Raw genomic sequence first — 24,615 nt, forward strand, 5'->3', positions numbered from 1 at the left:
TTATCAATGCGGTTGCGGCTTCTTGGCGGATTCCTTCATACGCTGTTCCTTGCCGAACACCGGCTTCTCTTGGCCGAATATTTCAGGGTGGACTGATATGAAGGATCGCACGAAGCTTTTGTGGCTGCCCGCAACGGCCTGGATGCTGATGCAGGCGGGAATGGCGCACGCCCATGACGCCGCGCCCCCGGTGGTCGCCGGTAACGCCGAGACGCTCGCCACTCCGCCGAAGACGGCGAAAGTCTGGGGTATCACCTCGGCGAGCGGACGCCATGGGACGATGTCGCGCTGGACCACGGAGGACGGCACCCAATGGTCCCGCAAGAGCTTCCTGGTGCGCGGCCTGAAGACCGAGATGGAGCAGCAGACGCGGTTCGCCGCCGACGGATCGATCCGCATGCTGCGGATCCGGGGGACGACCCCCTATGGCACCGCCGACGAAGACTTCACCGTCTCGGCGACGGGTTATTCGTTCAAGACCGCCGTCGACCACGGATCCGGAAAAGCGGAAAGCAATCTTCACTATCATCCGCTGAACGAGACGATCGACAGCTATGTCGCATTGACCGATGCCCTGATGAAGGCGCCGGGAAACCGGCTGCGGATCGTGCCGTCGGGTGAGGCCAGACTGTCCCGGCTGACGGCGCTTCAGGTCTCCCGGGGCGGCGAGACCAGGCAATTGACGGCCCATGCCGTTGACGGCCTTGGCGTGTCGCCGCTCGTCATATGGACGGAGGGCGAGAGCTTTTTCGGAACGATCGGCCTGTACCAGATATTGCCGGACGGCTGGGAGGGGGTTGGCCAGCAGCTCGGCATCGCGCAGGCCGAAGCGCTCGCGTCGCGGAACGCGACACTGGTCGATCGCCTCGCCCCCCGCGCGGACCAGCCGCTCGCCTTCACCAATGTGCGCATTTTCGATGCCGATGACGGGGTGTTTCGCGACGGCATGACCGTGACGGTCGAGAAGGGCAAGATCGTCCGCGTCGGCCCGGCGAAGGAGATTGCGCCCCCAGGCGCCGCTCTGGTGATCGACGGCCGCGGCAAGACGCTGATGCCGGGCCTGTGGGACGTCCATCAGCACCTGTTCAACGACGAAGCCGGGCTGCTCCTCCTCTCCCAGGGCATCGTGAACGTGCGCGATGCCGGGAACCAGATCGACGAATTGCTGGAGCGCCGGCAACGCATCCGCGATGGCAAGCTGCTGGGGCCGCGCATCGTGGCGTCGATGCTGATCGACGGCAAGAATCCCCTTGCCGCGCAGGTCGGCAAGACCGTCGCGACCGTGGCGGAGGCCCAGGACGCGGTGAGATACGCCAAGGCGCGCGGGTTCGAAGGCATCAAGCTGTACGGCAGCCTGGACAAATCGCTCGTCAAGCCGATGGTGGAGGAAGCCCATAAGCTGGGAATCCGGGTGCATGGCCATATTCCGCACGGCATGCGCCCGGGGGAAGCCGTCGCGGCCGGCTATGACGAGCTGAACCATATCAATTTCGTGATGATGGAGGCGATGCCCGACAGCGTCGTCGAGCGCTCGAACACGAATGCGCGCTTCTACGGCCCCGCGCGCTACGGCCCCGATGTGCGCTTCGACGCGCCGCCGATGAAGGCATTCCTCGATACGCTCAGCCAGCGGCAGATCGCCGTCGATCCGGACATCTCGCTCTACGAAACCAGCTTCGTGCCCGAACAGGGGGAACTGGCCATATCCTATGCGCCCTTCCGGCAGTCGATGCCGACGGCGATGCGGCGCACGCTCAGCAGCATCAGTTTCGCGCCGACCGCCGAGGTCGATCGCAAGACCATGCGCAAGGGCTATCAGAGCCTGTTCGCGCTGACGGCCGAACTGTTCCGCCGCAACATTCCCGTCATGGCGGGAACCGACGGCAACGGCCTGGAACTCGTGCGGGAGATCGAACTCTATCACGCCGCCGGCGTCTCGCCGGAACGCGCGATCCAGGCGGCCACGATCGTCCCCGCGAAAGCGTTCGGGCTCGGCGAAACGACAGGATCGATCAGGGTAGGCAAGGACGCCGATCTTTTCCTGATCTCGGGCGATCCCCGCGCCGATCTGGGAACGCTCCGCAATGTGGAATATGTGTTGCGCGATGGCCGCCTCATGCGCGCGGACGCGCTTCGTCACGCCGCCGGTTTCAACGACGCCGGCCAGCACTGAGCGAGAGGCCGATGAAAACGAGCAGGATCATCGCGGCGTCGATTCTCGCCGCGATCTGGGTGCAGCCGGTTCTCGGCCAGGCGGGCCCCGGACGCATGGCTCCGGCTCCGCCGCGCGCGGGCGAGGGCGAAGGCCCTTATGAAAGGCTGGTGATCAGGGGGGCGACGCTGATCGACGGCAGCGGCGCGCCGCCACGCGGGCCGGTCGACATCGTCATCGCCGGGAACCGCATCACAAGCGTGGCCGGCGCGGCGCCCCCCGGATCCGCGATCGACAGCGGCGCCCAGGGCAGGATGCGAGAAATCGATGCGCGGGGCATGTATGTCATGCCCGGCTTCGTCGATACGCACGGCCATAACGGCGACGCTGTGAAGGCACCGGACCCGTCCTATGGATACAAGCTCTGGCTCGCGCACGGCGTGACGAGCGTCAGAGGCGTGCCATTCTATTTCGGCGGCGAAAATGCCTCGCTCGACGACAAGCGGCGCAGCGCCGGCAACCTGATCGTCGCCCCCCGGCTTTTCGCCTATGCCGCCTTCGGAGACATATGGGCCGACGGCGCCGTGGATACGCCGGACCGGGCGCGCGCATGGGTCAGATGGGCGGCCAGGCAAGGCTATGACGGCGTAAAATTCTACAATGAGGCACCGCCGGCCGTGATTGCGGCAGCCATCGACGAGGCCAGGAAACACGGCCTGGGAACCGTCGCGCACCTTGGCCAGATCGGCAACGCCGAAGTCAATGCCAGCGTCGCCGGACGGATCGGCATAGGCACGATCACGCATTTCTATGGGCATTTCGAATCCTTGCTCAAGGAGACGAGCCTGCCCGATTATCCCGCCGACTATAATCTGTCCGACGAGCAGAGCCGGTTCAGCGAGGCCGCCAACCTGGCGCAGCAGATCGTGGAGCCGGAAAGCCCGCGATGGCAGGATTATCTCGCACGGCAGCGCGACCTGGGCGTGACGTTCGAGCCCACGCTGAACATTTATTCGGCGTCGCGGGACCTGATGAGAGCGCGCAACGCCGATTGGCACCGGCAATATACGCTTCCGTCGCTCTATCGGTTCTTCCAGCCGAGCCGGACGAACCACGGATCCTATTGGCATAATTGGACGACGGCGCGCGAGATCGCATGGCGCCGCTTCTACACGCCCTATATGCGGCTCATGAACGACTATAAGAATGGCGGCGGGCGCATCACGGTCGGATCCGATCCGGGATTCATCTACCAGACCTGGGGCTTCTCCTATATTCAGGAGTTCGAGATGCTCCAGGAGGCGGGTTTCACGCCGCTGGAGGTGATCAAGGCCGCCACCATCAACGGCGCGAAGACGATCTACGATCCCAAGGGCGCGGAACCACCCTTCGGCCTCGTCAGGCCCGGCATGCTCGCCGATCTCGTCATCGCACCGGAGAATCCGCTCGAAAACTTCAAGACGCTGCTGGGCACCGGGTTCGTCAGGCTCGATGCCCACGGCGAACAGGTCACGACCGGCGGCGTGCGCTGGACCGTGAAGGACGGCATCGTCTACGACGCGCGGGCGCTTCTGGCCGACGTGGCGAAGATGGTGGCGGAGGCCGCCGCCAGCCCGGATAGATAATCAGTCGCTCACCCAACCACTCATCGCGAAGCGACCGCCGGAACCGAGATAGGCGGGAATCGACGATGGATGGGTTTCCCCCTCATACACGCGGAGATCGACCACAAGCCCGGGCACCCTTTTGAGATCCTCGGCGAGACCTCGGGTTTTGCGAACCATCGCATAGCCTTTCAGAACGGATGCCGAAGGAAGGTCGAGCCCCCGCTTTTTGGCTTGAACAAAGTCTTCCGTCAGCTCTTCCTCGAGACCGCCGACGGTGAGCAACAGTCGGCGCGGGGCATCCCCGCTCCCCCGGCCGCTCACGAACGCGTCTTTTTCCCGCAGCACTGCGTCGCCACCCCACCAGATCGACGGACTGCCGGCGACATAGGTGTCGAAACTCTCAGGGTGGCTGAACAGGACGTGCAAGGCAAAGAGTCCGCCAAAGGAGTGGCCGAACAAAGCTTGCCGGCTCCGGTCGATGGGCATGGCCTTTTCGACGACTGGCTTCAGCTCCTCCTCGATAAAACCGAAGAACGCCTCCGCGCCTCCCGTCGGCCCCGCGGCTCCACGATGTTCGTCGTCCGCATCGGGCAACCTCGCGATCGTCAGATCATAGCTGCGATTGGCGATCTCTGCGGCACTCGGATAGCCCACACCCACGACCACGGCAGGCCCGTAGAGTCGCCTCGACTGCCAAAGCGTGTCCGCCAGCGTGGCGAAACTCCAGCTCGGATCGGTGACGTATATCACCGGATAGCCCTGTTCCGGTGGGGGTTCGTCCGGGCGGGCCACATAGATCTGGAACAGCCGGCCGCTCCTCGATCTGAGCGTCCATTCAACCGAGCCATGGCGGCTATATGGCCGAGCATCGCCTTGAACGGGCTCGACCAGATCCGACGCGGCCTGTGCGCATGCCGGCCCGGCGCACGCAGAAGCGATCAGCATAGCCGCGACCCACTTGAGCGAGCGCGTCCGGGAAAGCCTTCTCACGGACTTCATCACAGGAATTCGCCCGTTCGCGATCAGAATGACGCCGCTCCCTTTATGCCGATCGAACGCGGAACGACGCGCGTCGAGAAGAACAACGGATTCGGCGCGGTCCGGCCGCGATCGTTCAGGATGTTTTCCGCGAAAAGCTGGATATCGAATCCCTTCCAGCTCAGGCCCAGCCTGGCGTTGAGCAGGTGGAGCGTTTCATTCCCGGCAAAGAGATTGGCGGTCCTTTGAATGAGCACCGAGTCACCGCGCCGATTATAGTCGACACGGAATGTCCCTCGCACGTCATCGCTCAAGGGTGCCTGGGTTTCCACGAAGGCGCCGGCGTTGAATTTCGGGATGAAGCTCAACCGGTCGCCGACCTGGTAGCCGCTGGCCGGCGCCGATTCGACCACGCGCGTGTCCACAAGCGCGCCGGTCGTGCCCAGCGTCAGCCAGTTCGCGGGCGCGAGCCTGAAATTCCAGTCGATGCCCTTCACATGCGCGCGCCCGACATTGCCGGTGTAACCAAGGCCGACGGACAGCGCGATCACGCCGGTCTGCATATCGCTATAGCGGCTTATGAAGCCCGAGATTTCGCCCGAGACCAATCGATCGAGAGCGCTGAACTTCGTACCGACCTCATAGCTCCAAACGTCTTCCGGGCCGAAGGTCTGCGGAAAAGACGCGTTGACGGCGTTGAAGCCGCCGCTGCGGAAGCCCTTTGCGGCGCTCGCATAGACCGACCAATCCGGTGCCAGCTTGTAGACGGCATAGATGCGCGGATCGAGCGAATGAAAATCCGCCTTGAGCCGGCCGTTCACGCTCGGCGATGTCTGGCTGTCCACGAAATAGCGCAGCCCGCCGCCGATCTCGAGCCGATCGCTGAGCTGATAACTGGTGTTGCCATAGAATGACCAGCTATCCGTGTCATAGGCGGTATTGAAAGGAAGGTTTACGGTCGTACCGACGGTACCCGTATGGCTTCCGGTCTGGAGCAGGGTGTTGACGGCCGAGAATTCGGCGTTCCGGTAGAATATGCCCGCCGTCCATTTCCAGATGCTTGATGAATCCGACGACAGGCGGACTTCACCGGTTCTGGCCCGGTTGCGATTGGCATAGGTGAAAACGCGCGCGAGCGCGCCGAAACGATTGAAAAACCCGCCGTCCATATCATTGCGATAGATCGATCCGACGGCCAGCAGCTTCACGCCGCCCAGCCGGACGTTCGCGGTCAGGCTATACAGGTCGAAATCGTTGCTGACCGGCTGGACGCCGTCCTGCATGAAACCCGGAAAGATGATATTGTAATTCTCGTCTTCGCCATTGCTGACCGATCCGGCGCGATTGCGATGGATATCGATCATCGGCACCAATGAAATATCGTCCGAAAGATTGAGCAAACCCTTGATTCGGATTTCGAACAGGCGGCCATCGTTGATATTGGTTCGCCCGGCCGTGGGCGCATCGATCCAGCCGCCGATTTTCTCGTAGACGCCGCTGACGCGCAGAGCCGCGATGTCGTTCAAGGGCAGGTTGGCCGTGGCCGTCAGGCGGCCCGACGCACTCCCTTTCCGGGTGCCCCAGAGTTCGGCCGAGGTGGTGAGGCTCGTACGGCCGATAACGGGATCGTTAGTGACGAAGCGGATAGTGCCGCCGGCGGAACCCTGGCCGTACAGGGTCCCTTGCGGACCGTTGAGGACCTCGACACGTTTGACATCGAGCGGACGCAGATCGAGTTGCTGTCCATTAGGGCCGTCCACCGCCACCTCGTCCTGATAGACGCCGACGAGCGGCAGATTGCCGCCTGAGGGGCTGATCCCGCGCAACACGACTTGGGATTGCCCGAGCATGGCGCTGAACACATTCATCTCGGGAACGCTGTATGAAAGATCCTGCAGATTGTTGATGCCGCGCTGCTTCAGTTCCGTCGCGCCGAATGCATTGATCGTGATCGGCACCTCGATCGAGCGCTGCTCACGCTGCTGCGCGGTCACGACGATCTCGGAATCGCCAAGACCGTCATCGGATGCCGCGGCCACATCCTCCCTGACGGGCGCCATCCTGTTTTCCACGGACTCGGCCGACCGCTTTTCCTTCACCATGAAGATCCCGCCACTGCCCGTCGTCACCGTCAGATCGCTGCCGGCGAGCATCCTGCGCAACGCTTCCTCAGCGCTGAAATGGCCATTGATGGCCGCACTGCGCTTGCCGGCCACGCTCTTGCCGTCGAACATGACCTGTCGGCGGGTTTCACGCGCAAGCTGGCGCAGCGCGCCGCCCAAGGGTTGCGCCGCGATGTTGAGCCTGAAGCTTTTCTCCTGAGCGGCAGCCTGCGCCTGGAGCGGAGCGGGCACGGCCATGATTGCCGTCAGACATGCACCCGCAAGGCCCGCCATTCGCACGCGATCGAAAAGATATTTATTGCTCACTTGTCCGCCCCGTCATCACGCCGGAAATTCCGGCCTTCGATAACTTCGACGCGGCAGGTGCGAGACCTTGTAAGGAACAGGGAGAAAATTTTTTGCGATCCAGGAATTTCTGGCGAAATCAGCCACGAACTTTCGTCAGCACCACTTTACCGTCCTGTGTTCGGGAACGAACGGAGAAGACGCCGGCGAGACCTTCGAGAAAGCTGGAGGTATCGGTTGCGTCGAAGACACCGCTCACCAGCAGGCCCGCCGTTTCGGCATCGCCAACGACCAATCTCGTTTGGCTGTAACGGTTCATGCGCTCGACCACTTCGCCCAGCGGCTCGTCGACGAAGCTGAGTTGCCCCGATTCCCACGACAAGGCGCGCGGTTCGTCGACACCGGCGACATGGACTGGGTGATCGCCGTCCGGAAGCGTCATCTCCTGCCCCGGCCTGAGAGCCTGATCGACGGGAATCCGGGCATCGAGAGGAACAGGCCGGGGAGAGGTTCCCGGCGCCGGCTTCATCACGGCCACCTGCCCTTCGTAAAGGACGACATCGACCTGGGATCTAAGCCTTTCGACACTGAAGCTCGTGCCTATGGCGACGACCATCTTGTCGCCCGCGGCGACGCTGAACGGCCGCAGCGGATTCTTCGCGACATCGAATTTCGCCCGGCCGGCCAGGAGAGTCAGAGCGCGGCGATCGTCGGTATAATCGACTTCGACCCGTGTCGCCGCATCGAGCGAGAGCCTGGATCCATCGGCCAGTACGATCTGCCGCCTTTCTCCGATTCCGGTTTCATAGATGGTGGCTCGATCGCGCACGGCCAGGAACGTGGCCAGAAGAGCGACCACCACTGCCGCCGCCACCGCGCCCGGCAAGCGCCAGTTGCGTATCCGGCCCGCCCTTTTTACCTCCGGTCCGCGCAAGGCTTCCAGGGCCTTCAGGCGAATATCCAGCAGCGCGGGCGTCGTCTGGCTGCCATCGAGCGAACGCCAGACGAAAACGGCCCTGTCGAACGCCGCGCGATGATCGGGCGAGGCGGCCATCCAGCTTTCGAATTGCGCGGTCTCGACTTCGTCGAGATCGGCCTCGGCAATGCGGAAGCACCAAAGGCCCGCTTCGTCGCTTACGGGATCCTGATGCAGCGGTTCGACCTCGCTCATCGACGGTGCCCCAGTTTCGACGTGAGGAAACCCATCGCCCGCGCGATATGCTTGTCGACCGTACTCTCGCAGACGCCGAATTTGGCGGCTATCGTCTTCTTCGCCACCCTTTCGATGCGATACAGGGTGAAGATGTGCCGGGTCTGCTCAGGCAATTCCTCAAGCCCGGCGAAAAGGCAGGCCAGCATGTCATTCCCCTCGGCGATCCGGTGAGGGTCGAGTGGATCGATGCCCGCATCGGGCGCCCATCGCTTATCCTCTATGTAAAGCGATCGTACCTTGGCGCGCCGGGCACGATCGCGCAGCAGGTTGCTCGCCGTCTGAAAAATATAGGCTTCGCGGGCATCGAGGACGCTGAGGTCGGTACGGGCCAGACGAACGAAGACCTCCTGGGTCAGATCTTCCGCCTCGGCATGATTATCGGTGCGGCGCAGGAAATAGCGCAGCAGCACCGGACGGTACGCCCGGTCTATCGAAGCCATCTCTGCCACCAGATTCGACGTCGCCCATCTCCTTGCCTCGGCGCTTACCATAGAGACGCACGAGGCGTTCGATCTTGTAAGCTTCGGCAGAATTTCGTTCGCAGGGCCGGCCAACCCGAGCAAACCCGTATCTTTTTCCTATGAAGCGTGCGCAGCCTCCACACGATCCCATGCGAGCGCCGCCAGCCTCGGAAATTGCCTGCCGCGGTCACGTGCCTGCGCGGACACCGCGGTTCCCCGGATCACGCGTGACCGGATGCCGTGGAAGATGGCGGCAAGCCTGAACAGGTTGAACGCGATGCAGAACATGTAATCGGATCGTGCGATCCCCGCGCGGCCGGTGCGCCGGCAATAGGCGTCGACATAGTCCGCCTCTGACGGGATACCGCACCGCGCCAGATCGGCACCGGCCAGCCCCGCGACGATGTCGGGCGGCATGTGATACATCATGCTGTGATAGGCGAAGTCGGCAAGGGGATGGCCGAGCGTCGACAATTCCCAGTCGAGCACCGCGAGCACGCGCGGTTCGTGCGCATGAAAGATCATGTTGTCGCAGCGGAAGTCGCCATGGACGAGTGCGCTTTCGTCGCTGTCCGGCAGGTTCGCGGGCAGCCATTCGATCAACCGGTCCATCGCCGGATCGCGGCCGCCGGCCTCATCTTCCAGATACTGGCGCGACCATCGCCCGACCTGCCGCGCGAAATAATCGCCCGGCCGACCATAATCGGCGAGCCCGATGGTCGCGGGATCGATCGCGTGCAACGCGGCGATGGTCGCGTTCATCGCGTCGAAATAGGCCGCGCGTTCGGCGTGCGGCACATCGGGAAAGGTCGCATCCCAGAAGATCCGGCCCTCGACGAGATCCATGACGTAGAATGGGGTGCCGATGACATGTTCGTCGGCGCAGACCGCATGCACCCTGGCGACGGGAAAGCCGACCGGCGCCAGCGCGCGCTGGACGCGCGCTTCGCGCTCGATGGCATGTGCGCCCTTGAGCAGCACGCCGGGCGGTTTTCGGCGCAGCACATAGCTCCGGCCGGGCGTCACGACCTTGTAGGTCGGGTTCGACTGGCCGCCGCGGAACTGTTCCACACGCAGCGGCCCGGCAAAGCCGTCCACATTATGCGCGAGCCATGCGGCCAGGGCGCGTTCGTCGAAAGCATAGCCTGCCCTGACCGGCGCGGTGCCCAGATTGTCCGCCGCGGATGCGCTCATCGGCGCCGGCCCCAGCCAGTGTACGACATCGGCATTTTCTCCCATCACTTGTCATATGGTACCTAATCATATAATCTGGTACCACAATGAAAATCGACGTTCGGGCGAGTGGAGAGCCGATGCCAACGCAATTTTCGACAAAGGCGCTCGACCATATCGGTATCGAGATCATCGGAATCGATCCGGACAGGCTGAGCAGCGGGGATGAAGCCGCGTTGCGCGCGCTATGGGTGCGGTACGGCCTGTTGCTGTTCCGCCGCGCCGGGACCGATGCTGCCACCCATGTGCGGCTTTCGCGCATCTTCGGGCCGCTTCAGGAACATGTGATCGCGTCGCTGCGCCTTGCCGGCAATCCCGACCTCATCGTGCTTGGCGGCGAGGGCGAGAAGAAGGGGCCGGGCATGTTCGTCGACGGCGAATTGCGCGCCGGCTTTCTGGCGCTGCACCAGGACGGCGCCTATACGCCGTCGATCTCGCAAGGCGGCATGCTCCGCATGATCCGGCCGCCGGCACAGGGCGGCGATACGATATGGACCGACACCCAGGCGGCCTATGCCGCACTGCCCGGCGAGCTGAAGGCATTTTGCGACGCGCATTCGACCGTGCAGATCTGGCGCGATGCGCCCGAACGGCTCTGGGGCTGGCCGGATGTGGATTTGCGCCCCGGACCGCATGCCGCCGACCGCGAATATCAGGTGGATCGCCAACCCTTTCCGCCCGTGCTGCAACCCATGGTGATCGATCATCCCGTGTCGAACGCGAAGGCGCTGCTGCTGAGCCCGTTGGGTTATGCGGGCGTCTGGGGCATGCCCCGGACCGAAGCCGATCCGCTTTATGAGGAGATCGTCGCGCATGCGGTGCAGCCGCGCTTCTGCTATCGCCATCACTGGACGGTCGACGATCTCGCGCTGTGGGACAATCGCCGGACGATGCACGCGGCTTATGGTTTTCCCTATGCCGATACCCGCATCGTCCAGCGCACCACGCTTGCCGGCGATCAAATGACGGGACGGCTCCTGACCGATGCCGAACGCCAGTCCTGGACTGGCAGCGCCGAGAGTGGTTCCGAGGCAGGTGGTAACACCTCCCAGCTCGGGAACCACGATAAATCGAGGGAATCCGAAGTCGATCCGGTTCAATCCGAACCGGATCGACTCTAAAGCGAACCCACCATATGGCCGCCATCGACGACCAGCACGCTGCCCGTCATGAACGCCGAGGCATCGCTAGCGAGCAGCAATAACGGCGCGTCGAGATCGGCGAGGCGACCGAGCCGGCGCTGCGGAATACGCTTGATCAACGCCATGCCGGCCGGTGTTTCGAAGAAGGCGCGATTGAGATCGGTCTCGATATAGCCCGGCGCCAGCGCGTTCACGCGGATGTCGAAGCGGGCAAGCTCAAGCGCAAGCTGCTTCGTCATCTGAATGACGCCCGCCTTGGAGACGGCATAGGGCGTCACCTGCCCACCCTGGCGCAAGCCCAGAATGGAGGCGATATTGACGATCGCGCCACCCCGGCCACGCGCACGCATCGCGCGCGCCGCAGCGACCGCCACGCGGTAACCCCCTTCAAGATTGGTACCGACGACGGCGGCCCAGTCCCCCTCGTCCTGATCGAGTGCGGGCGCGGTCACCGTCACCCCGGCATTGTTGATCAGCACATCGATCGGCCCGGCCGCCTCGATCGCGGCGGCGACCATGGCGGAATCGCGGACGTCGAGCACCACCATTTGCGCCGCGGGACCGATTTCCGCCGCAAGCGCCGCCAGCTTGTCCGTGCCGCGCGCCGCCAGAACGACGTGCGCCCCCGCGCCCGCGAGCACCTTCGCGAAATGCGCGCCGAGCCCGGACGACGCACCGGTGACGAGCACGCGCCTGCCGTCGAGCGAAAGCTTCATGACGCGTGCCGCCGCTTGATCTTCTTGGCCAGGCTCCATTTATGGACCTCGGTCGGCCCGTCATAGATGCGGAATGCACGCACCTCGCGGAACACCTGCTCGACGATCGTGTCGCCCGAAACACCCGTCCCGCCCATCACCTGGACGCAGCGGTCGGCGATACGGAACAAGGCCTCGCTCACGGCCACCTTTGCCATCGAGGATTCGACGGTGCCGGCCGCGCCGCCATCGAGCACGCCGGCGCACCAGTCGATCATGAGTTCGGCCTGTTTCAGATCGATCATGTTCTCGGCGAGCATGAAACCGACGCCTTCATGATCGATCAGCGGCTTGCCGAAGGCATGGCGGCGCACCGCATAGGCGCTGGCGATCTCATGCGCGCGGTCGCAGGCGCCGAGCCAGCGCATGCAATGGGTGAGCCGCGCCGGGGCAAGGCGGATCTGGGCATATTGGAAGCCGCGATCAACCTCTCCCAGAACGGCATCGGCGCCGACTTTCAGCCCCTCGATCGCGACGATCGAATGCCCCCCCGGCATCGAGCTGTCGATCGTGTCGAGCACGCGTTCGATGCACACCGACGGATCGGGAAGATCGACAAGGAACATCGTCGCCGTCGTCGCGCCCTCGCCACCGGTCCGCGCCATGACGATGCCGACGGTCGCCCCCACCGCCCCGGTGATGAACGCCTTGCGCCCGTCGATCACCCAGCCATCCCCATCACGGCGCGCCACCGTGCGCAGCATCGACGGATCGGAACCCGCGCCGCCGTCTTCGGCCGGCTCGGTCATGAAGAATGCGGAGCGGACGCGACCCTCGACGAGCGGCACCAGGAAATGCGCGCGCTGCGCGGGCGTCGCCACCCGATCGAGCAGATGCATGTTGCCCTCGTCCGGCGCCATCACGTTGAGCGCGACCGGGCCGAGCGGCGAGAGGCCAGCCGCGCGAAAGACCGGCGCCATCGCGGCAAGCGGCAAATGCCCGCCCGATGCGGGCAGATGCGGTGTCAGCAAACCCGCCGATCGCGCCATGCCGCGCAGTTCGGCGACCAGATCGTCCGCCGGGCCATGCGCGCCGAGGCGCGCATCCCTCTCGAAGGGGATGACGTGTTCGCGCACGAACGATTCGACGCGGGCCGCGATCTCGAGCCCCGCATTCATCGGCACATGCCCTTCCCGCCAGCCGTCACGCGGACGGCTCGAGCCGAAGCATCACCTTGCCCTGATTCCAGCCGGTGAACAGCGAGAGAAAGGCTTCGGGACCTGCTTCGAGGCCATCATGGATGGATTCGCGGAAATGGATCTTCCCCTCGCCCACCCAGCGCGCGAGCGTGGCCGCCGCAGCGGCATATTCGGACGCGTAGTTGCGCACGATGAAGCCCTCCATGCGGATCGAGCGGGCGACCAGCTTGAACAGATTGGTCAGCGGCGGCGGGGGTTCGGTGGCGTTGTACTGGCTGATCAGGCCGCACACCGCGATCCGGCCGCGCTCGTTCATGCAATCGATCGCGGCGTCGAGCTGGATGCCGCCGACATTCTCGAACAACAGATCGATGCCTTCGGGCGCGGCATCGCGGATCGCGGCGGTCAGGCCCGCCAGGGTCTTGTCGCGATAGTCGATCCCGGCATCGAAACCATATTCCCCCGTAAGCCTCGCCGCCTTGTCGGCGCCACCCGCGATCCCGATGACCCGGCAGCCTGACAGCCTGGCGATCTGCCCGGCGACCGACCCCACCGCGCCCGCGGCCCCGGTCACCAGCAGCGTCTCCCCCGCACGCGGGCGCGCCACGCGCGTGATGCCGAAATAGGCGGTGAGCCCGGTCGGCCCAAGCACGCTCAGGAAATGGCTGAGCGAGGATGCGGCCGACGGGTCGATCGTCCGCGTCACCGGCCCCGCCGCCGTAAGCCAGTAATCGGCGATGCCATGATGGCCGACGACATGGCTGCCGACCGGGTAAGCGGGATCACGCGAGGCCGCGACCACCCCCACCGTGGTCGCGGTCAGCACCTCGCCGAGCTCGATGCGCGGCACATAGCTGTCGGTCAGCGTCAGGCGCTGGCGGAGCGCGGGGTCGAGCGACGCATAGAGATTGCGGACGACGAACTGCCCCGGCCCGGGCTCGGGCATCGGCGCGTGTTCGACGGCGAAGTCGCCGACATGCGGCAGGCCGTCCCGCCGGGCACGCAGCACCAGCCGGCGATTGATCTCGGTCATGTCGGAGACCTCAGCCCAGATCGGGCAATGTGAAGATCAGGATCTCCGAGGCTTCGTCACGGCCGGTGAAGCCGACCACATCCGCCTCCTCGGCGAAGGTTCCGGACCATTTGGGAAGCACGGCCCCCTGCACCGCGACCTCGCCGGTCAGCACGAAGCCGACCACCAGCCGGCCCGGCTTGTCGACGATGGCGGTGGCGCCCTTCGGAACCTGCAGAGCCTCGATCGTGAAATCGCGCTCGCCGAACCGGCCGAGCGTCTTGCGCATCGTGCCGCCATCGGCCGGCAGCCATTCGAACGAGTCGATATTCATGTAGATCGCGTCCACGAAGCGCGGCGGATCGACATAGATCATCTTGCGGCCGGTGACGTGTTCCCACGACGCCTGATAGCCGTCGATCTTCGGGCTGCCGTCATCGGGATAATAGAAGCCCTTTTCGAACTTGCCCTTCCGGCGCAGGACCTCGGTCGCCTCGTCCATCCGCGCCAAGGTCACATAACCGCCATGGCTGGCGCCGTCGAATTGCATGATGGCGCTGACCGACGGGCCGTCACAGGCCATCGGGCCATACCAGGTGCCCTCCGGATAATAAGCGACCGTGCGCGGCATCAGGCGGCTGCGCGTCCCGTATTTCATGACACCGTCGAGGCCGATGCGGATCTGATCGAAATTGTGCCGATGCGCCGGGCTCCAGAACTCATCGCCGTTGAACGCCGTGATGTTGAACTCGACGCTGCGATTCTCGACATCGCGCTGGAACACGTTCTGGACGGTGATGCCACGGGAGCGGTGCGGCGAATTGACCACCCATTCAGCGTCCGGCCGGATTTCCTTGATCAGCACCGCCATTCGATCTCTCCCAAATCCCGCGGACATGCCGTCCGATATGTGAAACGATTTTTGCCTTTCTGGTACCAGTTATGGCCTCGTGTCAACCCTGGATGTGGACGACATGCCCGTCTTATCGGCCTCATATTGCATGCGCAGCATAGACCGCCGGCCGTATATGGGAACCAGAATCACGATTCTGTTACCATTTGAGCTTGCGGGCAGGCACCGCCCCTGCCACAACGGCCGCAACGAGCGGGAGAGGAGCACGCATGGCGCATCCGGGCGCGACGCCGAATATGAGCCGCGGCTATCGCGGCTGCGTCCTGTTGCTGCTGATGCTGTACAGCCTGTGCAGCTGGGCCGACCGCACCGTGCTTTCCACCATCGGCCAGGCGATCAAGGTCGATCTGAAGCTGAGCGACGTCGAACTCGGCTTCCTGCACGGATTCGCGTTCAGCATCCTGTATGTGACCCTGTCGGTGCCCGCGGCGCGGCTGTCCGAGCGCTTCAACCGGGTCAACATCATCGCCGGCAGCATCGCTCTCTGGTCGCTGTTCACTTCGTTGTCGGGCTTCGCGCGCACATTCGGGCAATTGCTGCTGTGCCGGATCGGCGTCGGCGTCGGCGAGGCGTGCGGCAATCCCCCGGCCTATTCGTTGATCACCGATTATTTCGGACCGCGCCGGCGCGCGACCGCGCTTGCGATCTATCAGCTCGGCCTGCCGCTGGGCATCATGGCTGGCGCCATCGCGGGCGGCGTGCTTACCCAATATCATGGCTGGCGAACCGCCTTCATGGTGCTGGGCCTGCCCGGCCTCGTCCTGGCCCTGCTGCTCAAGCTGATCGTCCGCGAAGTGCCGCGCGGCCATTCGGACGCGCTTGCCGGCCGCGTCGCGACATCCGACGTCTCACCCTCGACATGGCAGACCGCCAGGCGCGTCTTCTCCATCCCGACCGCGCGCCACATGATCATGGGCGTCACCCTGTTCACCTTCGTCAATTATGGCGCGGGGGCCTTCATCGCGCCCTTCCTGGTGCGCGCCTATGCGCTCAACTATGCCGAGGTCGGGCTCATCATCGGCTTCGCGATCGGCGCGTCCAATGCGGTCGGCACCTTCGCCGGCGGTTATCTCGCCGACCATTTCGGCCGCTCGAACCCCCGCGCCTATGCCTATGTCCCGCTCATCGGCCTTGTCGTCGCGACACCGCTCGCCATCGCCGCCTATCTCCAGTCGGACTGGCGGATCGCGGTGGCGCTGCTGGCGGCGGCGGGGGTGATCCAGTTCGTCTATTTCAGCCCGACCTATGCCGCGATCTACAATATGGTCGATGCGCGGATGCGCGCCACGACGACCGCGCTGATCTCGCTGGTCGCGAGCCTGGCCGCGCTGGTGATCGGCACGGTCGCCGCCGGCGCGCTCATCGACGCGCTTTCGGGCTATTATTTCGGCACGGTCGAAGGCGCCGGCTTCGCGACATTATGCCCGGGCGGCGTCGCCGCACCGGATGCACCGGCGCTGATCCAGGCCAGCTGCCGCGCGGCGATCGATCAGGCGACGCGCACCGGACTGGCCTTCTGCACGCTCGGCCTGCTGTGGGCGGCAGTGCATTTCATTCTCGCTTCGCGGACGATCACACAGGATTTCGCGCGTGCGACCGGCGGCCCGCAGCCCCGATCGGACGAGCCCCCGGCCGAAGCCGCTCAGGCGGCGGTATAACCGCCGTCGACGAGCAGGCTGGCGCCGGTCACGAAGCTTGCCGCATCGCTTGCGAGAAACGCGATCGCTTCCGCCACCTCTTCGGGTTCGCCGAGCCGGCCGATCGGATGAAGCGCGATCAGCGCCTCGGCCTGCGCCGGACTGTTATGCGCCACCAGCGGCGTGCGGATGACACCGGGGCAGACGGCGTTCACGCGGATGCCGCGTGCGCCATATTCGAGCGCGAGCGCGCGCGTCAGATTGACCACCCCCGCCTTGGCCGCACTGTATGCGGCACGCTCCCCCAGGCCGACATGGCCGAAGATCGATGCGACGCTGACGATCGCGCCGGCGCCCGAGGCGACCATCGGCCGAAGCGCTGCACGGCTCATGTAGAAGACAGCGTCGAGATCGAGCCCGATCACGCGGCGCCAGTCGGCGTCGGTGAGCTCATGGCTCGGCCCGCGCCCGCCGATCCCGGCATTGTTGACGAGGATATCGAGTCGCCCGAACCGGGCAAGCGCGGCGGCAACGGCGGCATCGGCGCTCGCCGACCGCGTCAGATCCGCCGCAAATGCTTCCGCCGTGCCGCCGCGTGCGGCGATATCATCGCATATCCGTCGCGCGCCGTCGCCATCGATATCGGCCACCAGAATCGACGCCCCGCGCGCGGCGAGCAGCCGCACCGTCGCCGCACCGATACCCGAGGCCGCGCCGGTGACGAGCGCCACGCGGCCGGCGAACCCATGGCTCACCCGTCCCGCCCGAAGGAGATCACCGAACTTGCGCGGACGCGACCAACACGGCGCAGCACCTCTTCCACCGCGAAATCGTGCATCCGCTCGGTGAAGCTTGTCGTCAGATCCTGCGCCACCACCACGGCATAGCCATGTTCGAATGCTTGGCGGGCGGTCGATTCGACGCCGAAATTGGTGGCGATCCCGCCCAGTATCAACGTGTCCAGCCCGCGCCGGCGCAACTGGAGATCGAGATCGGTGCCGTAGAATCCGCCCCATTGCCGCTTGGTGACGATCACGTCGCCGGGCTCGGCCAGCCCATCGACCAGTTCGGCCCAATCGTCGGGCAAGGGCCCTTCGGGATGCGCGATCGGCGTATCGACCGGCTGGTGAAGCGCCGCGCGCGGATCACCGCTCATGTCCGCGCGCACCAGGATCACCGTTCCGCCCGCCGCGCGCATCCGCGCGGCGAAGGCGATGGCGCGCGCCGCCAGCGCCCGCCCAGCCAGCGGCGCGAGCGGCAGATCGACGATCAGAGTCTGCAGGTCGACCAGCACCAGCGCGGTGCGGGACGGATCGAGCAGGAGCGGCGCGTCTTTCACAGGACCGGCGTGTGCGTATCCTGCCCCGAACGCAGGATGCGCCCGGGATGGTTTCCGACGAAGTCCTGGCCGCGGATGATCTCGGTCCCGTTGACGATGACATGGGCGATGCCCAGCGCATCGGCGTAGAGCCGCGCCGCGCCGCCGGGCAGATCGTCGCGCATCTCCACCGGACCGCATGCGATGGTGTCGGGATCGAAGATGACGAGATCGGCCCAGGCGCCTTCGCGGATTTCGCCGCGATCGTTGAGGCCGAGATGGTGCGCGGGGATCGAGGTGATCTGCCGCACGCCTTCCTCAAGGCTGAAGATGCCGCGTTCGCGCACGCCCTCGCCCAGGACCATGGTCGAGAAGGCGAAGGTGTCGATCATGTCCAGATGCGCGCCGGCGTCGGAACCGCCGACGATGGTGCGGTCGTCCCGCCAGGATTCGGCGCGCAGCCGCCAGCTCTCCTCATCCTCGCCGGCCGGCGGCGGCAGGAACGATGTCTTGAGATCCTCGGCGACGGCGATATCGAGCAGGGCGTCGAGCGGGGTCTTGCCTTGCGCCGCCGCGATCTCGCCCATGGTCTGTCCCTTGAGCGCCTGGTTCTGCGACGTGAACGCCTGATCGATCCTCCATTTGGAGAAATCGGTCATCATCGCCATCATGCCGCTCTGATTGGCGGCGCCTTCGGCCAGGCGCCGGCGCACCGCGGGATCCTGGAGCGCGCGCTTCCGTTCGGCGACAGGCAGACGCATCGTCGGCTCCCAGCCATCGAACAGATCGAAGATGAAACCGCTGAACAGATTGATGCGCGTCGTCATCGGCTGGCACGACGCCAGCGCGGTGACATGCGCCCCATGCGCCTTTGCATGATCGCTCGCGGCCAGTTGCGAGACATGGCGCTCATATTGGTCGCCCACGCTCAGGAACAGGTTCCAGTTGAGCGGGCGCTGCCCGACCACCGCGACCCTGGTCATCCGCTCGACCTCAGCCTCGCTGAACGGCCCCAGATTATTGGGCTGGAACTCCAGGCATGTGCCCTCGAACTCGCTCACGACCGAAGCCAGGGCATAGACTTCCTCGTCGGTCGCCCAACGCGAGGGGATGGGTTGCCCCTCGCCGTCGGTGTGGACCGGCGCGACCGTCGTCGAGAAGCCGAGCCCTCCTTCGCGGATCGATGCGCGCAGCAGATCCTGCATCGCGGAAACATCCTGCTCGCTCGCCTGTTCGCCGACCGCCCGCGCGCCCATCACGGAACGGCGAAGCGCGCAATGCCCCACCATGAAGCCGGCATTGACCGCGAGCTTGCCGTCGAGCTTGCCGAGATAGGATCCGAACGACGTCCAGTCCCACGGCACGCCGGTCTGCAGGCTTTCGAGCGGCATGCCCTCGACGCGTGAGAGCATGCGGACGAGATATTGCGCGTCCTCGGCATTGCCGTTGAGCGGCGCGATGCTGAAACCGCAATTGCCGCCGACGATGGTGGTGACGCCATGGAAGGAGGATGGACCGACGGTCGGATCCCAGAACACCTGCGCGTCATAATGGGTGTGGATATCGACAAAGCCCGGCGCCACGACCTGGCCCTTGGCATCGATTTCCTGTTGGCCGGCTGCCTCGATCGTGCCGATCGCTGCGATCCGGCCGTCGCGCACGCCCACATCGGCGCGGAAGCGCGTCTTGCCGGTTCCGTCGATCACCCACCCGTTGCGGACGACCAGATCATAATTCGCCATGCACATTCTCCCGTCCGCGCCGCCATGCGTGTGGCGGCGCGGCCCGCAATGATCAGAATCTGAAGCTGAGCTTGGCGCCGAAGGTCCGGCCGATATCGTCGATCTGGAACGCGATCAGGTTCGACGGTTCATTGCCATAGGCCAGGAAGCGCTGATCGAGGAGATTGTTGGCATAGACGCCGAAGCTGATTCCACGGGCGTTGATGAGATCGGCCGACAGATCGACCGTCGCGAAGGAGGGCTGATGACCGACCGGGCTGGGCGGCACCGCCGAGGAAATCTCATATTCGTCGGTGAAGCGCAGCCGTGCACCGATCCGCGCCTTTTCGAAGCCCAGCCCCTCCGACAGATGCCACTCATAGGTGGGGTTGACCGATACAACATATTTGGGCGCGAACTGGAAGGGCAGGCCCGACAGGTCGATGGAGTTGCCCGCCGCATCCTGGCTCAGATAATCCTTGTAATAGGCGTCGAGATAGGACGCGCTGATCGACACGTTGAAGCCGTTGATCGGGCGCAGGACCGCCTCGATTTCGACACCCTGGGTCACGGCATCGGCGGCATTATCGATGACCTGGACCAGCGTGCCGCCCGCCCCTGTACGCGCGACCTGCTTCTGCAGATCGGTGAATTCGGTGCGGAACAGCGTCAGGTTGAACTGGAAGGCGCGATCGAGCCATTCGCTCTTGAGGCCCACTTCGTAGGAGCGCGAGGTTTCCGGACGATAGGAGCGCGCGGCCGCAACCGAGGCGGGCGTGCCGAGGAAGCCGCCGCCGCGATAGCCTTCGGCGTAGCGCAGATACAGCATCTTGGTGGAATCGAACTTGTATTGCGCACCCGCCTCGATCGAGGTGTTCTCCCATTTGCCCTGTTCGCGATTGATCGGGTCGGGCGGCGTGGTGCCCGGGATCGCCGGCGCGAAATAATGGACCGTCTTGTCCCAGCTGTGGCGGATGCCGCCGGAAACCGTCAGCTTGTCGGTCAGATCGAAATCGAGCCGGCCGAACAGCGCGAAGGTGTCGCGCACGGACCGCTGCGCCACCATCAACTGGTTGCCGAAGACGTTCTGGCCATTGTTCTGATAGGCGTCGCTATGGCTGTAATAGCCCGCGAGCAACCAGGCGAGCCGGCCGTCAAGATCGAGCCCACCCATCTCCTCCGAGGTGATGCGCACTTCCTGCGAGAACATCTCGAGCGTGGTATCGGCACGATAGAGCTCGAGCGCCGGAAACGGCGTCTTGTCGAAGTCGTTGGCGTTGAACTCGTCGAAGTTGCGATAGCCGGTGATGCTGGAGATCTTGACCCCACCCAGTTTCCAGTCGCCGACACCGGTGATGTTGATATCGTCGACGCGCGGCTTGATCGTGTTGCCCGACCGGGTCGTGCCCAGGCGGAAATCCTGGGTGCATTCGCCATAGACCGCGCAGATGCGGTCGCGCGGCAGCGGCACCGGCCGGCCGCCCATTTGCGACGAACGGTCCCAGATATAGTCGGCGGTCAGATAATAGGTGAAATCCGCGCTGGGGGTGAAGAGCAGCGCGGCACGCACCGAACCGCGCTTCTCCCCGCCCATGTCGCCGCCCGGTACCGCGAGATTCTTGACCCAGTCGTCGCGGCGGCGGAAATTCGCATAGACCTTGCCCGCCAGCACGCCTTCGGCGATCGGGAAGTTGATAAGGCCCTGCGCCTGAAAGAGATTATAGCTGCCATATTCGACGTTGAGACGCCCGTCGAATTCGCCGGTCGGGCGCGAGCGCGTGACGAGCACGGCGCCGGCCGAGGCATTCTTTCCGAGCGTGGTGCCCTGCGGGCCGCGCAGCACCTCGATCCGATCGACATCGAAGAGATCGGACATCGAGCCCGAGATGATCGGCTGATAGACGCCATCGATATAGACGGGCACGCCCGGTTCGATCGAGATGTCGGCCGCCTGGGTCAGGAAGCCGCGCAGGCTGATCACCGGGTTGGCGGGTGCGGTGCCGAGCGTGGAAACGGTAAGATTGGGCACATTGCCGCTGAGCGCGATGAGGTTCGAGCCATTGAGCGCCTCGACCTGGGCGCTCGAGAGCACCGCGACCGCGACGGGGGTCTCCTGAACCGATTCCTGCCGCAGCCGAGATCCGGTGACGACGATATCCGACCCGGCTTCGTCAACGGTCGCGTCAGCCGCGGCCGCCTGGGGCTCGGCCTGCGCGAACACCGGCACGGGCAGCATGATCGCGGCTCCGAGGCATAGTTTCGCAATGCGTGTCATCTTTGATCCTCCCCATTCCGCCGACATCACCGGATCCTTTTGGGTACCAAATGAGGACGATACGTCTCCATCGATACTCCAGCGAACACCCCCTTTGTGTTGGGATATTCTGCTGATCCGGTCGATTATCGGTAACAGTTTTCTATTGTTGGTACCGTATATGGACAAGCGACATTGTCAAGCACCGATTGCGTGAACGGCAAAACTCAGCCGCGCGCGGGCGCCAGACGGGCGATCGAATCGATCAGATTGCAGCTCGGGCAGTTCGAACGCCCGAACAGCGCATCGACCCCGGCGCGCGCCGAAACGAGCGCCCGGCCGAGCGGCCCCGGCGCATCGGCAGACTCAAGCCTTGCCGCATCCGCGCGACCATGGTCGCAGGTCTCCGCCGCGTGAAGGTGATGGCCGGGCAGATCGGGCGGCCAGCGCGTGCCGGGAAAGATCGTCGCCGGCGGAAACAGGCTGGGCCAGCAGGTTTTTTCCTCGACATCGTAATAGAGCCGGTCCTCCACCTTCATCGGCTCCGCCGCGGTGAAGATCAGTTCGCAATTGAGCGCGCCGGTTTCGTTGTTGTGCGAATGGATCGAGCGCGGCGGCGGCGGCATCCATGTCGTCCGCCCGCGCGGCAGGAAGATCTGGTCGACAAGCTCGAGATCGGCATAGCCGGCGATCGATCCATCGTCCTTGCGCTCGTACATGTCCCAGCGATCGACCCCGCGCCAGCCACAGGCGATCACCCAGAAATCGCCATGCTCGTGCACGGGCGAGAGATAATGCGGATCGAACTGGGAAAGGCCCAGCAAGGTGAAGGGCGGTTCGAAGCCAAGCAGGAAATTCTGGGTCGATCCATCGGCCGGACCGATCGGAATCGCGAAGCGTGTGAGATCGTCGCGCTGCGAGAGCAGCGACATGCGGTCGGCGATCTCCGCCTGCTTCTCGGCCAGAGGCAGATCGGTCTCCAGGATACGCTTGGCATCCTGCATGAAGCCGGCCACCGTATATTTGCCCGACCTGCTCATCTCACCCTCCACGAACTGGTACCATTATTGATATCTGGTACCAATGCGCGAGCGCGGCGCCACTGTCAAGCTGGCACGCCGCTCCGATCGACACGAGCAGATGACAGCATGGGAAATTGCGGGTACCCGTTCACCCAATGGATAACCGGACGGGGCAGGGGACGCGATGGCGGTGACGAACGGCGCAACATCGGATCGCAAGGCGTCGGCGGCGGAACGCCGGCTCGACAAGCTCGAGCAAGTGTTTCGACGCGAAGGATTTCGTCATCTCAACGTGTCGGACATGGCCGCCAAGCTGCAATGCTCCAAACGCTCGCTTTACGAACTCGCCGCAAGCAAGCAGGCGCTGATCGAACTGGTACTCAAACGGCGCTTCGCGAAAATCCGCCAGGCCGGATGGGATGCGGCGGCGCTGCATTCGTCACCGATCGCGCGGACCTGGGCGTTCCTGGAAGTGGGCACAAACGCATTGGTCGAGATGGGCGACCGGCTGCTCATGGACATCGAAAAAGACCCGGCGGCCTCCCAGATCTTCAGCGAGCACCAGCGGCGGCGTGCCGACGGCATCCGCGCGATGATCGAGGAAGGCGTGCGCGAAGGCTATTTCACGGGTTATCACCCGCATCTGGTCGCCGAGGTGATCATGATCTCGTTCCGCCGGATGCGCGACCCGACATTCCTGCAGGAAGTCGGCATCTCGCTCGCCGACGCATGGGACGAACTCACGCGCCTCATCCAGAACGGCCTGTTCCCCAGAACCGAGGCGGACATCGCCAAGCGCGATTGACTCCGGTACCATTTAATATGTTATAGTACCCCAAGGGCGACCGCCGCGTCGCGCTTGAGGGGACGGGATGAGCACGGCTTCGGCGATCGCGCCGCTCATGATTGCGCGCTTCCGCCGGTTATGGTCCGCGAACCTGCTCGCCAATATCGGCGCCATGGCGCAAGCGGTGACCGCCGCCTGGCTGATGACCGAGATGACGGCCGGCGACCCGACATTGGTGGCCGCCGTCCAGACATGCGCCTCGCTGCCGCTTGTCCTGCTCTCGTTGCCCGGCGGCGCGCTCGCCGACCTGTTCACGCCCCGCCACGTCATGCTCGCCGCGCAGGTGCTTGTGCTGTGCGCGGGCGTCACGCTTCTCGCGCTGGCCGCCAGCGGGCGGATCGGCCCGGCTGCGCTACTGTGCTGCGTCTTTGCCAGCGGCGCCGGTTTCGCGCTCGCCAATCCGGCGTGGCACGCGTCGATCCGCGACCAGACCGGTGATGACCGACTACTCGAACCCGCGGTGCTGCTCAACGCCGTCGGCTTCAATCTCGCCCGCAGCCTCGGCCCGGCGGTGGGCGGTTGGCTTATCGCGCTTGCCGGGCCGCTGGTGGCGCTTGCGGCCAGCGTCACCGCCGTCGTTCCGCTGATCGCGGCCCTGTGGGCATGGCGGCCGGCCATCGCCGGACCGATACAGCGCGAACCGCTGCGTGCGGCGATCCACGCCGGAATCCGATACGTCCGCTGGCGGCCGAGCCTGGCGGCGCTGATCCTGAGGGCCTGTCTTTTCACCTTTTCGGGCGCCAGCATCTGGGCACTCGCGCCACTGGTCGCACATCAGCGGCTGAGCGGCGGCGCGGCGGCGC

The 24,615-nt window shown here is 64.8% G+C and carries 19 protein-coding genes and 1 pseudogene; 6 read left to right on the forward strand and 14 right to left on the reverse strand.

Features of this window, described 5'->3' with window-relative positions; genetic code table 11:
* Positions 1–97 precede the first annotated feature (97 nt).
* Positions 98–2,173, forward strand: coding sequence for an amidohydrolase family protein (locus K7G82_RS17720; protein WP_222991235.1), 2,076 nt, complete (start codon positions 98–100; stop codon positions 2,171–2,173).
* Positions 2,174–2,184: 11 nt separating this feature from the next.
* On the forward strand, positions 2,185–3,777 hold the full coding sequence (locus tag K7G82_RS17725) for an amidohydrolase family protein (RefSeq protein ID WP_222991236.1): 1,593 nt from the start codon (positions 2,185–2,187) through the stop codon (positions 3,775–3,777).
* On the opposite strand, the gene K7G82_RS17730 is transcribed toward K7G82_RS17725, so the two are convergent.
* The 5 genes from K7G82_RS17730 to K7G82_RS17750 all read right to left on the reverse strand — a co-directional run bounded on the left by K7G82_RS17730 (position 3,778) and on the right by K7G82_RS17750 (position 10,013).
* Entirely contained in the window at positions 3,778–4,704 is a 927-nt protein-coding gene (locus K7G82_RS17730) for an alpha/beta hydrolase (RefSeq protein ID WP_222991237.1), read from the reverse strand.
* Positions 4,705–4,781: 77 nt separating this feature from the next.
* A complete protein-coding gene (locus K7G82_RS17735; protein WP_222991238.1) occupies positions 4,782–7,097 on the reverse strand; it encodes a TonB-dependent receptor in 2,316 nt (771 codons plus the stop codon).
* A 187-nt stretch (positions 7,098–7,284) separates the two neighbouring features.
* Positions 7,285–8,316 carry a FecR family protein gene (locus K7G82_RS17740; protein WP_222991239.1) on the reverse strand — a complete coding sequence of 344 codons (1,032 nt, stop codon included), beginning with the start codon at positions 8,314–8,316 and terminating at the stop codon, positions 7,285–7,287.
* Entirely contained in the window at positions 8,313–8,798 is a 486-nt protein-coding gene (locus K7G82_RS17745; RefSeq protein ID WP_222991240.1) for an RNA polymerase sigma factor, read from the reverse strand. Before K7G82_RS17745 ends, K7G82_RS17740 begins: the two co-directional genes overlap by 4 nt.
* A 138-nt stretch (positions 8,799–8,936) precedes the next feature.
* Positions 8,937–10,013, reverse strand: a complete 1,077-nt coding sequence (locus tag K7G82_RS17750; protein WP_222991241.1) for a phosphotransferase — start codon at positions 10,011–10,013, stop codon at positions 8,937–8,939.
* 119 nt (positions 10,014–10,132) lie between these two features.
* On the opposite strand from K7G82_RS17750, the gene K7G82_RS17755 reads away from it, so the two are divergent.
* Positions 10,133–11,173 carry a TauD/TfdA dioxygenase family protein gene (locus tag K7G82_RS17755; protein WP_222991242.1) on the forward strand — a complete coding sequence of 347 codons (1,041 nt, stop codon included), beginning with the start codon at positions 10,133–10,135 and terminating at the stop codon, positions 11,171–11,173.
* Here the strand turns inward: K7G82_RS17755 and K7G82_RS17760 are convergent.
* Genes K7G82_RS17760 through K7G82_RS17775 form a run of 4 tightly spaced genes read right to left on the reverse strand, consistent with a single transcriptional unit; the run spans position 11,170 to position 14,971 of the window.
* Positions 11,170–11,910 (reverse strand): SDR family NAD(P)-dependent oxidoreductase, encoded by a 741-nt coding sequence (locus tag K7G82_RS17760; protein WP_222991243.1) that lies wholly within the window; start codon positions 11,908–11,910, stop codon positions 11,170–11,172. The two genes, K7G82_RS17755 and K7G82_RS17760, sit on opposite strands and share 4 nt — an antisense overlap.
* Positions 11,907–13,067 (reverse strand): acyl-CoA dehydrogenase family protein, encoded by a 1,161-nt coding sequence (locus tag K7G82_RS17765; RefSeq protein WP_222991244.1) that lies wholly within the window; start codon positions 13,065–13,067, stop codon positions 11,907–11,909. Before K7G82_RS17765 ends, K7G82_RS17760 begins: the two co-directional genes overlap by 4 nt.
* Positions 13,068–13,092: 25 nt before the next feature.
* A complete protein-coding gene (locus tag K7G82_RS17770; protein WP_222991245.1) occupies positions 13,093–14,121 on the reverse strand; it encodes an NADP-dependent oxidoreductase in 1,029 nt (342 codons plus the stop codon).
* Between the two features lie 10 nt (positions 14,122–14,131).
* Positions 14,132–14,971 carry a hypothetical protein gene (locus K7G82_RS17775; RefSeq protein ID WP_222991246.1) on the reverse strand — a complete coding sequence of 280 codons (840 nt, stop codon included), beginning with the start codon at positions 14,969–14,971 and terminating at the stop codon, positions 14,132–14,134.
* A gap of 251 nt (positions 14,972–15,222) precedes the next feature.
* Here K7G82_RS17775 and K7G82_RS17780 point away from each other — a divergent pair, with 251 nt between their 5' ends.
* The gene (locus K7G82_RS17780) at positions 15,223–16,671 is read left to right on the forward strand and encodes a spinster family MFS transporter (protein ID WP_222991247.1); all 1,449 of its coding nucleotides are present in this window, start codon (positions 15,223–15,225) and stop codon (positions 16,669–16,671) included.
* Here K7G82_RS17780 and K7G82_RS17785 read toward each other — a convergent pair.
* The 5 genes from K7G82_RS17785 to K7G82_RS17800 all read right to left on the reverse strand — a co-directional run bounded on the left by K7G82_RS17785 (position 16,656) and on the right by K7G82_RS17800 (position 22,983).
* The gene (locus tag K7G82_RS17785) at positions 16,656–17,405 is read right to left on the reverse strand and encodes an SDR family NAD(P)-dependent oxidoreductase (RefSeq protein WP_343228599.1); all 750 of its coding nucleotides are present in this window, start codon (positions 17,403–17,405) and stop codon (positions 16,656–16,658) included. The genes K7G82_RS17780 and K7G82_RS17785 overlap by 16 nt on opposite strands.
* The gene (locus K7G82_RS17790) at positions 17,402–17,989 is read right to left on the reverse strand and encodes an isochorismatase family protein (RefSeq protein ID WP_343228600.1); all 588 of its coding nucleotides are present in this window, start codon (positions 17,987–17,989) and stop codon (positions 17,402–17,404) included. Before K7G82_RS17790 ends, K7G82_RS17785 begins: the two co-directional genes overlap by 4 nt.
* Complete coding sequence (locus K7G82_RS29855; RefSeq protein ID WP_246623650.1) at positions 17,986–19,710, reverse strand: N-acyl-D-amino-acid deacylase family protein; 1,725 nt, start codon at positions 19,708–19,710, stop codon at positions 17,986–17,988. The genes K7G82_RS17790 and K7G82_RS29855 overlap by 4 nt, the downstream gene beginning before the upstream one ends.
* Positions 19,711–19,762: 52 nt before the next feature.
* Positions 19,763–21,964, reverse strand: coding sequence for a TonB-dependent receptor (locus tag K7G82_RS17795; RefSeq protein WP_222991249.1), 2,202 nt, complete (start codon positions 21,962–21,964; stop codon positions 19,763–19,765).
* 206 nt (positions 21,965–22,170) lie between these two features.
* Positions 22,171–22,983, reverse strand: coding sequence for a hypothetical protein (locus tag K7G82_RS17800; RefSeq protein WP_222991250.1), 813 nt, complete (start codon positions 22,981–22,983; stop codon positions 22,171–22,173).
* A gap of 166 nt (positions 22,984–23,149) precedes the next feature.
* Between K7G82_RS17800 and K7G82_RS17805 the strand changes: the two genes are divergently transcribed.
* Positions 23,150–23,770 (forward strand): TetR/AcrR family transcriptional regulator, encoded by a 621-nt coding sequence (locus K7G82_RS17805; protein ID WP_222991251.1) that lies wholly within the window; start codon positions 23,150–23,152, stop codon positions 23,768–23,770.
* A gap of 67 nt (positions 23,771–23,837) precedes the next feature.
* Positions 23,838–24,584: pseudogene (locus tag K7G82_RS30045) on the forward strand (MFS transporter); the annotation flags it as partial.
* Between the last annotated feature and the right edge of the window lie 31 nt (positions 24,585–24,615).

This window comes from Sphingomonas colocasiae (assembly GCF_019880585.1).
Taxonomy (GTDB): Bacteria; Pseudomonadota; Alphaproteobacteria; order Sphingomonadales; family Sphingomonadaceae; genus Sphingobium_A; species Sphingobium_A colocasiae.

What these genes read in the sequence shown, in the direction of transcription:
- K7G82_RS17765 (WP_222991244.1), bottom strand. Translation starts at nt 13,067, where the DNA reads ATGAATGCGGGGCTCGAGATCGCGGCCCGCGTCGAATCGTTCGTGCGC.
- K7G82_RS17750 (WP_222991241.1), bottom strand. Translation starts at nt 10,013, where the DNA reads ATGAGCGCATCCGCGGCGGACAATCTGGGCACCGCGCCGGTCAGGGCA.
- K7G82_RS17740 (WP_222991239.1), bottom strand. Translation starts at nt 8,316, where the DNA reads ATGAGCGAGGTCGAACCGCTGCATCAGGATCCCGTAAGCGACGAAGCG.
- K7G82_RS17780 (WP_222991247.1), top strand. Translation starts at nt 15,223, where the DNA reads ATGGCGCATCCGGGCGCGACGCCGAATATGAGCCGCGGCTATCGCGGC.
- K7G82_RS17800 (WP_222991250.1), bottom strand. Translation starts at nt 22,983, where the DNA reads ATGAGCAGGTCGGGCAAATATACGGTGGCCGGCTTCATGCAGGATGCC.
- K7G82_RS17760 (WP_222991243.1), bottom strand. Translation starts at nt 11,910, where the DNA reads ATGAAGCTTTCGCTCGACGGCAGGCGCGTGCTCGTCACCGGTGCGTCG.
- K7G82_RS29855 (WP_246623650.1), bottom strand. Translation starts at nt 19,710, where the DNA reads ATGGCGAATTATGATCTGGTCGTCCGCAACGGGTGGGTGATCGACGGA.
- K7G82_RS17735 (WP_222991238.1), bottom strand. Translation starts at nt 7,097, where the DNA reads ATGGCCGTGCCCGCTCCGCTCCAGGCGCAGGCTGCCGCTCAGGAGAAA.
- K7G82_RS17730 (WP_222991237.1), bottom strand. Translation starts at nt 4,704, where the DNA reads ATGCTGATCGCTTCTGCGTGCGCCGGGCCGGCATGCGCACAGGCCGCG.
- K7G82_RS17775 (WP_222991246.1), bottom strand. Translation starts at nt 14,971, where the DNA reads ATGGCGGTGCTGATCAAGGAAATCCGGCCGGACGCTGAATGGGTGGTC.
- K7G82_RS17725 (WP_222991236.1), top strand. Translation starts at nt 2,185, where the DNA reads ATGAAAACGAGCAGGATCATCGCGGCGTCGATTCTCGCCGCGATCTGG.
- K7G82_RS17795 (WP_222991249.1), bottom strand. Translation starts at nt 21,964, where the DNA reads ATGACACGCATTGCGAAACTATGCCTCGGAGCCGCGATCATGCTGCCC.
- K7G82_RS17805 (WP_222991251.1), top strand. Translation starts at nt 23,150, where the DNA reads ATGGCGGTGACGAACGGCGCAACATCGGATCGCAAGGCGTCGGCGGCG.
- K7G82_RS17745 (WP_222991240.1), bottom strand. Translation starts at nt 8,798, where the DNA reads ATGGCTTCGATAGACCGGGCGTACCGTCCGGTGCTGCTGCGCTATTTC.
- K7G82_RS17755 (WP_222991242.1), top strand. Translation starts at nt 10,133, where the DNA reads ATGCCAACGCAATTTTCGACAAAGGCGCTCGACCATATCGGTATCGAG.
- K7G82_RS17770 (WP_222991245.1), bottom strand. Translation starts at nt 14,121, where the DNA reads ATGACCGAGATCAATCGCCGGCTGGTGCTGCGTGCCCGGCGGGACGGC.
- K7G82_RS17720 (WP_222991235.1), top strand. Translation starts at nt 98, where the DNA reads ATGAAGGATCGCACGAAGCTTTTGTGGCTGCCCGCAACGGCCTGGATG.